This window comes from Staphylococcus schweitzeri, from assembly GCF_002902405.1.
Lineage (GTDB): Bacteria > Bacillota > Bacilli > Staphylococcales > Staphylococcaceae > Staphylococcus > Staphylococcus schweitzeri.
The window spans coordinates 192,559-204,762 of sequence record NZ_PPQS01000039.1 but is presented as its reverse complement, the minus strand read 5'-3'; the positions used below and the strand labels follow the sequence as shown (position 1 = coordinate 204,762).

The window sequence follows — 12,204 nt, the reverse complement described above, 5'->3', positions numbered from 1 at the left end:
CATCAATTCAATGCATTAGTTTTGATGGAATGACATATAAATTTGTGGTAATTTAGAGTTAAAGATAAATCAGTTATAGAAAGGTATGTCGTCATGAAGAAAATTGCAGTTTTAACAAGTGGTGGAGATTCACCTGGAATGAATGCTGCCGTAAGAGCAGTTGTTCGTACAGCAATTTACAACGAAATTGAAGTTTATGGTGTGTATCATGGTTATCAAGGATTGTTAAATGATGATATCCATAAGCTTGAATTAGGTTCAGTTGGGGATACGATTCAACGTGGAGGCACATTCTTGTATTCAGCAAGGTGTCCTGAGTTTAAAGAAAAAGAAGTACGTAAAGTTGCTATTGAAAACTTACGTAAAAGAGGTATTGAGGGACTTGTAGTTATCGGTGGAGACGGTAGTTATCGAGGAGCGCAACGCATTAGTGAAGAATGCAAAGAAATTCAAACTATCGGTATTCCTGGTACGATTGACAATGATATCAATGGTACTGATTTTACAATTGGATTCGACACAGCATTAAACACAATTATTGGTTTAGTCGATAAAATTAGAGACACTGCATCTAGCCATGCTCGTACGTTTATCATTGAAGCTATGGGACGTGATTGTGGAGACTTAGCATTGTGGGCTGGATTATCAGTAGGTGCCGAAACAATTGTAGTACCAGAAGTGAAAACAGATATTAAAGAAATAGCTGATAAAATTGAACAAGGTATTAAACGTGGTAAAAAACACTCAATCGTTCTTGTAGCTGAAGGATGTATGACAGCTCAAGAGTGCCAAAAGGAATTATCAGAATACATTAATGTTGATAACAGAGTGTCTGTTTTAGGTCACGTTCAACGTGGTGGAAGTCCGACAGGTGCGGATAGAGTATTAGCATCACGTTTAGGTGGTTTTGCGGTAGACTTATTAATGCAAGGTGAAACAGCTAAAGGTGTCGGTATTAAAAATAATAAAATAGTAGCGTCATCATTTGATGAAATTTTTGATGGTAAAGACCATAAATTTGATTATAGCCTATACGAACTTGCTAACAAGTTATCTATATAAGATTTCAGGAGGAATTATAAAATGAGAAAAACTAAAATTGTATGTACAATTGGACCAGCTTCAGAATCAGAAGAAATGATTGAAAAATTAATCAATGCTGGTATGAACGTAGCACGATTAAACTTTTCACATGGTAGTCATGAAGAGCACAAAGGTAGAATTGATACAATTCGTAAAGTAGCTAAACGCTTAGATAAAATTGTAGCAATTTTATTAGATACGAAAGGTCCAGAAATTCGTACACATAATATGAAAGACGGTATTATTGAACTTGAACGTGGTAACGAAGTTATCGTTAGCATGAATGAAGTTGAAGGAACACCTGAAAAGTTTTCAGTAACATATGAAAACTTAATTAACGATGTTCAAGTAGGTTCATACATTTTACTTGATGATGGTTTAATTGAATTACAAGTTAAAGATATTGACCATGATAAAAAAGAAGTTAAATGTGACATTTTAAACTCTGGTGAACTTAAAAATAAAAAAGGCGTTAACTTACCTGGTGTAAGAGTTAGCTTACCTGGTATTACTGAAAAAGATGCTGAAGATATTCGCTTCGGTATTAAAGAAAATGTAGACTTTATCGCAGCAAGTTTCGTACGTCGTCCTAGTGATGTTTTAGAAATTCGTGAAATCTTAGAAGAACAAAATGCTAATATTTCAGTATTTCCTAAAATTGAAAACCAAGAAGGTATTGATAATATTGCAGAAATTCTTGAAGTATCTGACGGTTTGATGGTTGCTCGTGGAGACATGGGTGTAGAAATCCCACCTGAAAAAGTGCCAATGGTTCAAAAAGATTTAATCAGACAATGTAACAAATTAGGTAAACCAGTAATTACAGCAACTCAAATGTTAGATTCTATGCAACGTAATCCTCGTGCTACACGTGCCGAAGCAAGTGACGTTGCCAATGCTATCTACGATGGTACAGATGCAGTTATGCTATCTGGTGAAACTGCTGCTGGTTTATACCCAGAAGAAGCTGTTAAAACAATGAGAAACATTGCTGTATCAGCTGAAGCTGCTCAAGACTACAAAAAATTATTATCAGATCGTACAAAATTAGTTGAAACTTCATTAGTGAATGCAATTGGTATTTCAGTTGCGCACACAGCTTTAAACTTAAATGTTAAAGCTATCGTGGCAGCTACTGAAAGTGGTTCAACTGCACGTACAATTTCTAAATATCGTCCACATTCAGATATCATTGCAGTAACGCCAAGTGAAGAAACTGCACGTCAATGTTCAATTGTATGGGGGGTACAACCTGTAGTTAAAAAAGGACGTAAAAGTACTGATGCATTGTTAAACAATGCAGTAGCTACAGCAGTTGAAACAGGCAGAGTATCAAATGGTGATTTAATCATTATTACTGCTGGTGTACCAACTGGTGAAACAGGAACTACTAATATGATGAAAATTCATTTAGTTGGTGATGAAATTGCTAGTGGGCAAGGGATTGGACGTGGATCTGTAGTAGGTACTACATTAGTTGCTGAAACAGTTAAAGACTTAGAAGGTAAAGATTTATCTGATAAAGTCATCGTTACAAATTCAATTGATGAAACATTTGTACCATTTGTTGAAAAAGCTTTAGGCTTAATCACAGAAGAAAATGGCATCACTTCACCAAGTGCAATTGTTGGTTTAGAAAAAGGTATTCCAACAGTTGTTGGCGTAGATAAAGCTGTTAAAAACATTAATAATAATGTATTAGTTACGATTGATGCTGCTCAAGGTAAAATCTTTGAAGGTTATGCAAACGTACTATAATTCATAAATAAAAAAGTCTCTCCATTTGAATTGAATGGAGAGACTTTTTTATTTATGATGTGACATCTTTGATTGTTATAAAATGGCTTATATTGCAATTCTATACAAATTAGCGATGTTTCTTAATTTATATCTCTTCAGTATTTAAATGGATTTGTGACTTGAAGTTGCTGAACAATATTAAAAATTTCGAGCATATAAATAATCTGAAAATGCAATGCTATTAGAATTATTCGATAGAAATGTCTTTTTCTTAAGTATTTGGTTATAAATTGTATATTAATTTTGTGATATATCAAATAAATACAAGAATACAAATTAATCTAAGATTTCAATTAACTTTATTTATTTCGTAAATTGATACACAAGTAAAACATAATTTCACATAATAAAACCTCGTTGATTTTGATTCAACGAGGTTTTAATTTGGAGTTAGTTATTCATTTTAGCAGCGATACGTTTATATCTTAAGTACATAAACGCTAATAATATAAACCAAATAGGTATAAAGTATATCGCACGTCTTGTTTCAACATTAATAAAGAGTAAACCAAACACAAATATAAAGAAGATTAAAATTAAATAGCCCATGTATTTTCCGCCAAATAATTTATAAGTTGCTTTTTTATGAAGGTCTGGATTTTTACGACTATAGTTGATATATGCAATGATAATCAATCCCCATACAACTAAAAATAATACAGTTGAGATTGTAGTTACATAAGTAAATACTTTTGTTGCATCAGGGAAAATATAGTTTAATAATGCTGCCACTAGCAATAATGCAGATGATGCAAAGATTGCAATGTGTGGGACCCCATACTTATTCGTTTTAGAAAAGTTAGGTGGCGCTTGTTGTTGACTTGATAGTCCATAAAGCATACGGCTATTTGAGAAAATACCACTGTTACATGATGATGCAGCAGCAGTTAATACAACAAAATTGATTAAGCCTGCAGCAAATGGAATACCGATTAATGCGAATAATTTTACGAATGGACTATTAGCAGGATCAACTTGATGCCAAGGAATGATTGACATGATTACTGCCAATGCACCAACATAGAATATTAAAATTCTAATAGGAACACTATTAATCGCTTTAGGAATTGTTTTAACTGGATCTTTTGTTTCACCTGCAGTAACACCAATCATTTCGATGCCAACAAATGAGAACAATGCCATTTGGAATGACATAAAGAATCCAGATGCGCCTTTAGGAAATACACCATGTTCGTATAAGTTTGTAAAACTGGCATGCCCGAATTGTGTTTTGAATGCGAATAAAATCATAAAGAAACCAACGATAATTAAACCAATAATTGTCGCTATTTTAATGATAGAAAACCAAAATTCTAACTCTCCGAAAAGTTTCGCACTTAACAAGTTGAATGACATTAACACTAACACAGAAAATAGTGCACTTAACCAGTTTGGAATTTCTGGGAACCAAAAGCTCACATATTTAGCTACAGCCGTTACTTCAGCCATACCTGTAATAATCCAACAGAACCAATATGTCCAGCCTGTAACGAATCCTGCAAAAGGCCCGATGTATGTATTTGTTACATCTGCGAATGATTTAAATTCAGTGTTTTGAATAATAATTTCACCTAAACCTCGCATAAACATAAATAACATAAATCCAATAATGATATATGTTAGTAATATGGAAGGACCAGTCAATGCAATCGTTTGACCTGCACCTAAGAATAGGCCAGTACCAATCGCACCACCGATAGCAATTAATTGTATGTGGCGATTGCTTAGTTCCCTTTGTAATTTTTCAGCCATAAGACATCTCCCTTAAATATAGATATGTTTATTATGCACTTATATTAGGATATATACAATTATTTTTGGTAAAAATGTGTAAAATTCCATGTTAATATACTTTGGATTTTATAATCATATATAATAACCAATTGAAATTTTTATTTAATTAGAAAAAATGTTGATAAAGTGCAACCTTAAAAAGCTTTAATAATGCTATTTGTGGCTATTATGTGACATTTGCATAGATTTGCAAAAAAGTTGCTGTATATATAATGCCAGTTTTTATATTTCACAAACGAATAACGTTTAGCTATAATATTAGTTGAAAGCCATTTCATAAAGAAACAGTAAAGGGGAAATTTATCATGGCAGAATTACAAAGAGGTTTAGAAGGGGTTATTGCAGCGGAGACTAAAATAAGTTCAATTATTGATAGTCAATTAACTTATGCTGGCTATGATATTGATGATCTAGCTGAAAATGCGCAATTTGAAGAAGTTATTTTTCTATTATGGAATTACAGATTGCCAAATAAAGAGGAGCTAGCTTATTTAAAGGGGAAATTAAATCAATACATGACATTAAATCCTCGTGTATATACACATTTTGAGGAGTATGTAACTGATCATGTTCATCCAATGACAGCATTACGTACGTCGCTATCATATATTGCTCATTTTGATCCAGATGCAGAGAACGAATCTGATGAAAATCGTTATGAAAGAGCAATGCGAATTCAAGCTAAAGTTGCTTCGTTAGTTACAGCTTTTGCTAGAGTGAGACAGGATAAAGAACCGCTTAAGCCAAATCCAGACTTAAGTTATGCAGCAAACTTTTTATATATGTTACGTGGGGAAATACCAACTGATATTGAGGTTGAGGCATTCAACAAAGCACTTATTTTACATGCTGACCATGAGTTGAACGCATCAGCATTTACAGCACGTTGTGCGGTATCATCATTATCAGATATGTATTCAGGTATAGTAGCTGCTGTTGGATCACTAAAAGGTCCATTACATGGTGGTGCAAATGAACAAGTTATGACAATGTTGTCTGAAGTCGGGTCAATAGATAATGTCGATACGTATTTAGATGAAAAATTTGCTAACAAAGAAAAAATAATGGGCTTCGGACATCGCGTATACAAAGATGGCGATCCGAGAGCGAAATATTTAAGAGAAATGAGCCGTCAAATTACTAAAGACGCTGGTCGTGAAGAACTATTTGAAATGTCAGTAAAAATGGAAAAGCGTATGGCTGAAGAAAAAGGTCTAATTCCTAACGTTGACTTTTATAGTGCAAGTGTATATCACTGTATGGAAATACCACATGATTTATTCACGCCAATCTTTGCAGTAAGTCGTTCTGCAGGATGGATTGCTCACATTTTAGAACAATATAAAGACAACAGAATTATGCGTCCTAGAGCAAAATATATTGGCGAAACTAATCGTAAATATATTCCGCTTGAAGAAAGAAAATAATCAAAAAATTAAAATGAAGATGTAAATTTTGGAGGTAAAATAACTATGACTGCAGAAAAAATTACTCAAGGAACTGAAGGATTAAATGTACCAAATGAACCAATTATTCCATTTATTATTGGTGATGGTATTGGACCAGATATTTGGGAGGCAGCAAGTCGTGTTATAGATGCTGCAGTTGACAAGGCATATAACGGTGAAAAACGCATTGAATGGAAAGAAGTATTGGCAGGTCAAAAAGCGTTTGATACAACTGGCGAATGGTTACCACAAGAAACGCTTGACACAATTAAAGAATATTTAATTGCAGTCAAAGGCCCATTAACAACGCCAATCGGTGGCGGTATTAGATCTTTAAATGTAGCGTTACGTCAAGAGTTAGATTTATTTACTTGTTTGAGACCTGTACGTTGGTTTAAAGGGGTGCCATCACCAGTTAAACGTCCTCAAGATGTAGATATGGTTATTTTCCGAGAAAATACTGAAGATATCTATGCTGGTATTGAATTTAAAGAAGGAACACCTGAGGTTAAAAAAGTAATTGACTTCTTGCAAAACGAAATGGGGGCTACGAATATTAGATTCCCAGAAACTTCAGGTATTGGTATTAAACCAGTTTCTAAAGAAGGAACAGAACGTTTAGTTAGAGCAGCAATCCAGTATGCGATTGATAATAATCGTAAATCAGTAACTTTAGTTCATAAAGGTAATATTATGAAATTTACTGAAGGTTCATTTAAACAATGGGGTTATGATTTAGCGATAAACGAATTTGGAGATAAAGTTTTTACATGGCAACAGTATGATGAAATTGCTGAAAAAGAAGGCAAAGATGTTGCAAATGCTGCACAAGAAAAAGCTGAAAAAGAAGGCAAAATCATCATTAAAGACTCAATTGCTGATATCTTCTTACAACAAATTTTAACGCGCCCAGCTGAGCATGATGTTGTAGCTACAATGAATTTGAATGGTGATTACATTTCAGATGCATTAGCAGCACAAGTTGGTGGTATAGGTATTGCTCCAGGTGCGAATATTAATTATGAAACAGGTCATGCTATTTTTGAAGCAACACACGGTACTGCACCAAAATATGCTGGCTTAAATAAAGTGAATCCATCTTCTGTTATTTTAAGTTCTGTATTAATGTTAGAGCATTTAGGATGGCAAGAAGCGGCAGATAAGATTACAGAATCTATTGAAGATACTATTGCTTCCAAAGTTGTAACTTATGATTTTGCTCGATTAATGGATGGTGCTGAAGAAGTTTCAACTTCAGCTTTTGCAGATGAATTAATTAAAAATTTAAAATAAGATAATAAATGTAGGTGAGCCTGGCAAAATGTAATGCTAGGTTCATCTTTTTAATTATAGAAGGTATTATTTGAAAATGTAATTATATTAAAATTGGTAAATAAGTATGAAGTGTACTTTTGATTATATGTAAAGCAATGTAAAAAATGTGTAAAGATAATGTGTAGGATGTTATTTTTATAAAAAGTTCGGTTATAATGTAAATATAATTATAAGTTAGGGAGGCATACTATGTCGCAAAAAGTGTTGGTAGTAGATGACGAACATTCAATCGTAACATTACTTAAATATAACTTAGAAACTGCTGGTTATGAAGTTGTTGTCGCGTTTGATGGTGATGAAGCTTTAGAAAAGGTAGAAAATGAACAGCCGGATTTAATTATTTTAGATGTTATGTTACCAAAGAAAGATGGCATTGAAGTATGTAAGACAGTTAGAACAAATAAAAATTTAGTCCCTATATTAATGTTAACGGCAAAAAATGATGAATTTGATCGGGTCTTAGGCTTAGAATTAGGCGCGGATGACTATATGACTAAACCTTTTTCACCTAGAGAAGTTGTTGCACGTGTGAAAGCAATTTTAAGACGTTCGCAATTTGTAAAAGAAGTAGAAGAAATTGAAGATGATATTACTATCGGATCAATACGAATTAGACCAGATTATTTCGAAGTATATAAGCACAATGAGTTGTTGGAGCTAACTCCGAAAGAATTTGAACTATTACTTTATTTAATAGAAAGACAAGGCAGAGTTATTACGAGAGAGCACATGTTAAATACAGTATGGAATTATGAATTTGCTGGAGATTCAAGAATCGTTGATGTCCATATTAGCCACCTAAGAGATAAATTAGAAGATAATCCTAAGAAGCCACAACTCATTAAAACAGTACGTGGTTTAGGCTATAAATTAGAAAGACCAAAAGAATAATGATGAAGTTTCACCATCGCCTAATGTTGTTGATAAGTACAATTTTGATTATCAGCTTTGTCACATTAGGTATTATTATTCATGCTTCCATCACTTACGTCTTATCTGAAAAACATGAACAAGCTCTAGCTACAGATGCAAGATCCTATATATATTTATTACAAGATAATGAAATCAATAAACTTAAAAAAATTGTCAAGCAACAGAATGTAGATTTATTGATTACTAAAAATGATGAAAATGTTTTTAAAAGTGGTCAATTGAAAGCAATAAAGACTGAAGAAAGTTATATTCAGAATAAAGATATTTTTACTTTTAATAAGAAAGTTAACGATTATCATGTTTGGATTAAAGGTTACAACAGTGATATCTCTGAAATGCATTGGACATTGTGGAAATACTTAGTTCTAACTTGCTTAATAGTCCTTATTTGTCTCTATTTTGCGAGTCGTAGTTTTAAACGAACATTAATCCGTCCTATTCAAGAGGTGACATATGCAACACAACTATTAGCAAATGGTTATTATCACATTCGTGTACCAGAAAGTAATGTTGTTGAGACTAAAGCGCTTTTTGTATCAACCAATGATTTAGCAAGACGTCTTCAAAAGTTAAATAACGAGCAAAAAATTCAATCCAATCGATTAAAAACGACGATTGAAAATATTCCGAGCGCAATTTTAATGATAGATCGTAATGGGAAAATTGTAGTAGCGAATAAAGCATATTATGAACAATTTAATATTTCACATAATATTGAACAAATAAGCTACCATGGTTATGTAAATACAGAAATAGAACAGTTAATTTTAGAAAGTTTTAAAATTGAAAAACCAATTTACGAACAATTAGAAGTATCAATTAATACAGTACACACCAAGTATTTTGATATTTCATGTGTACCGATTTTAACGAGATCACAAAAAAGTTTACAGGGTATTCTTGTGGTTATGCATGATATTACAAATTTAAAACAACTTGAAAATTTAAGACGGGAATTTGTGGCAAATGTTTCGCATGAATTGAAGACGCCGATTACTTCAATTAAAGGTTTTGCAGAAACACTAATTGATGGTGCTAAAAATGATTCAGAATCATTAGATATGTTTTTAAACATTATTTTAAAAGAATCAAACAGAATTGAATCTCTTGTCACAGACCTATTAGACTTATCTCATATCGAACAACATGCTGAGCTAGACATAGAATATATGAATTTATCAGATTTAACAAAACGCATTATAAATAATATGATGACGCAAGCAAATCAAAAAAATATTAAAATTCATACAGATATACAAACAGATGTTATTGTAAAAGCACAAGAAAGTAAAATCGCGCAAGTCATTACGAACTTGTTAACAAATGCGATTAATTATTCATTTGAAAATGGAGAAATTGACGTTCGTGTATATCGTGACGATTTCAACGTTGTTTTTGAAGTGCAAGATTTTGGTATTGGTATTAAATCAGAGGATCAACAACGAATTTTTGAAAGGTTTTATAGAGTAGATAAGGCGCGAAGTCGTGACTCGGGTGGAACTGGACTTGGATTATCTATTACAAAGCATATCGTTGAAGCTCACCAAGGAAACATTGAAGTTAGTAGTCAAGTTGGACAAGGTTCAACTTTTAAAGTCACCTTAAAAGATTATAAAGCATAGACAATGTAAAGGTAACAGCACGTGTTTTTCACGTTGTTGTTACCTTTTTCATTATGTAATGAACTGAATAAATTAAGTAATGATGTAACTAGATTTAATATTGAACACATTACAACACAATAGATTGTTGTGAATTAAGCAATTTTATAATATATTTATTATAATAAAGAAATTTTAGAAGTGGACTAAAAATAGATGCTTATGAGAAAAAAGTGGAAAGTTTTAATTGAAAGAAAATAAAACTTAATTCAAATATTTTAAAATTAGGTATATAAATTCGTATATGTATTAAGGCGAGGGGCGAATTTTATATAGTGAAGATAAGTGAACTTAAATACCTCGTTTATCTAATTTGATTGAGAAGACATGAATAGGTGAAAATGATAGCTAACTCTAAACAGTGATTTAATTTTTCAACCTTCAAGTTGAGGAAAATTTAACTAGATTTGAGGATTGATAAAGTGAAAACAATTCAACTACACAAAACAACTATGATATTAATTGCGATATTATTGTTTTATACTTTTATGGGTATTCTATTACCACTTATGCACGATGATTTGCAATGGTTTAGCAATTACAATACTGATATTTTAAAAGTGGGTTTTGCATCGCTAAATGGCCGTTACATTGGAAATATCTTTGAAATAATAGCCGTCCATGTAAGCTGGTTGCGTTGGCTGTCATTTGGTCTTATTAGCACAGGTATCATTTGGATGATTATGCTTATTACACAATGTAAAGATTGGGCGAGTTATTATTTATTAGCATTTTCTCTAATGCTAATTATGCCTAGTACAATTTATGCTGATACGTATGGGTGGTTTGCTGGATTTTACAATTATGCAACGTCAACTCTAATATCTCTATATATAATTTATTATTGTATCAATGCAATTATATATAAGAGGAAACAACCCGTCGCTATTACAGTTTTATTTTATGTATTATGCTTTTTTGGACAGTTATTCATGGAAAATGTAACGCTTTTTAATTGTTTAATTTTAATATTAGCATTTTTATATGATTTTACGGCGAATCGTATGCTTAATTATAAGTTATTGTTTTCATTTATGATTGCAACTATTGGTACAATTATTATGTTTTCAAATCCCAATTATCGTAAAATCTTATTCGAAGGTTCTGAATATCAACATGTTTCTAATAATCAAGGTATCTTTTCTAAATTTGCGGAAATGATATCGACATCACTCCCTTATGGTGTGATTTTTAGTCAGATCATCATTTTATGCATGATTTCTGCAATAATTATATATCTTTTACTACGAAGTGAGCGTTATTTACATTTAACTTTATTAAAACGCAGAATTATAATGATTGGATTTATCACTTTACCTGTGTATTATTTACTGTTCTACAATCAATTTTTACTGAATAAAAACACAGATATTGGTTTAGTTAGTTTTGTGAATATTATTGTGTGTAGTTATTTTTTGTTATCATTGTTTGTCGGAATATATCTATGTATAACTGACCAAAAAACGCAAATCACACTATATATATTACTTATTTCAATTTTTATTGCAGCAATGGCACTAGTCATTGTAACACCAATTGAACCAGGTAACTTTTTAGTCGTATATACTTTACATGCCATTATTTTGATAATTTTAATAAAAGAATTTCGAAAATATAAAACGATTAGTATCAAGTATATTAAAGGTACCGCTATAGCATTAGCAATGGTGTATTTAAGTGCATTTAGTTATGTACATTTTGAACATGAACAAAGAATTCAGTTATTAAAACAACAAATTAAAGACCATCCACGTCAAGAAGTTTATACTGTTGAGTCACTACCATTCGAGCATTATATGCATCATCCATCACCAATAAATAAGAACTATCAAGAGTGGTTTAACAATTATGAAGAATTACCAAAAATGACTAAAGTTAAATATATACCTTTTGGTTCAGATGAATCATAAGTGAATTTTAATTACAAACTTAATTGATGAGGCATAAGCATGTTCGTATTATCATGCTTATGCCTTTTTGGTATGACTCAAAAATAAATCTATACATTGATGGATAGATTTCATTTGCTACAATAATTAGTTTGTATTTTCCGAAAATTAAAGTGCTGAAAATTGATGAATCACAAATAATATAAGTAATAGTTTCTTTAATTACGACATGGCTGACGAATATGCTAAAATATAAATAAA

8 protein-coding genes are annotated in these 12,204 nt (G+C 31.8%); 7 read left to right on the top strand and 1 reads right to left on the bottom strand.

Going from position 1 to position 12,204, the window contains the following annotated elements; translation table 11 throughout:
• Nucleotides 1–93: 93 nt before the first annotated feature.
• Entirely contained in the window at nucleotides 94–1,062 is a 969-nt protein-coding gene (gene pfkA / locus CD116_RS09030; protein ID WP_047532100.1) for a 6-phosphofructokinase, read from the top strand.
• 21 nt (nucleotides 1,063–1,083) lie between these two features.
• Nucleotides 1,084–2,841 carry a pyruvate kinase gene (gene pyk / locus CD116_RS09025; protein WP_047426209.1) on the top strand — a complete coding sequence of 586 codons (1,758 nt, stop codon included), beginning with the start codon at nucleotides 1,084–1,086 and terminating at the stop codon, nucleotides 2,839–2,841.
• A 432-nt stretch (nucleotides 2,842–3,273) separates the two neighbouring features.
• On the opposite strand, the gene CD116_RS09020 is transcribed toward pyk, so the two are convergent.
• A complete protein-coding gene (locus tag CD116_RS09020) occupies nucleotides 3,274–4,635 on the bottom strand; it encodes an amino acid permease (protein ID WP_047549008.1) in 1,362 nt (453 codons plus the stop codon).
• Nucleotides 4,636–4,982: 347 nt separating this feature from the next.
• Here CD116_RS09020 and CD116_RS09015 point away from each other — a divergent pair, with 347 nt between their 5' ends.
• The 5 genes from CD116_RS09015 (at nucleotide 4,983) to CD116_RS08995 (ending at nucleotide 11,964) form a co-directional block, all read left to right on the top strand.
• Nucleotides 4,983–6,104, top strand: a complete 1,122-nt coding sequence (locus CD116_RS09015; RefSeq protein ID WP_047529968.1) for a citrate synthase — start codon at nucleotides 4,983–4,985, stop codon at nucleotides 6,102–6,104.
• 45 nt (nucleotides 6,105–6,149) lie between these two features.
• The gene (gene icd, locus CD116_RS09010) at nucleotides 6,150–7,418 is read left to right on the top strand and encodes an NADP-dependent isocitrate dehydrogenase (protein ID WP_047426212.1); all 1,269 of its coding nucleotides are present in this window, start codon (nucleotides 6,150–6,152) and stop codon (nucleotides 7,416–7,418) included.
• A 231-nt stretch (nucleotides 7,419–7,649) separates the two neighbouring features.
• On the top strand, nucleotides 7,650–8,351 hold the full coding sequence (locus CD116_RS09005) for a response regulator transcription factor (RefSeq protein ID WP_000080027.1): 702 nt from the start codon (nucleotides 7,650–7,652) through the stop codon (nucleotides 8,349–8,351).
• Nucleotides 8,352–8,353: 2 nt separating this feature from the next.
• Nucleotides 8,354–10,015, top strand: a complete 1,662-nt coding sequence (gene pnpS, locus CD116_RS09000; protein ID WP_078101694.1) for a two-component system histidine kinase PnpS — start codon at nucleotides 8,354–8,356, stop codon at nucleotides 10,013–10,015.
• 461 nt (nucleotides 10,016–10,476) lie between these two features.
• Nucleotides 10,477–11,964: a hypothetical protein gene (locus tag CD116_RS08995; protein WP_047549016.1), complete on the top strand. Its 1,488-nt coding sequence runs from the start codon at nucleotides 10,477–10,479 to the stop codon at nucleotides 11,962–11,964.
• The last annotated feature ends 240 nt before the right edge of the window (nucleotides 11,965–12,204 follow it).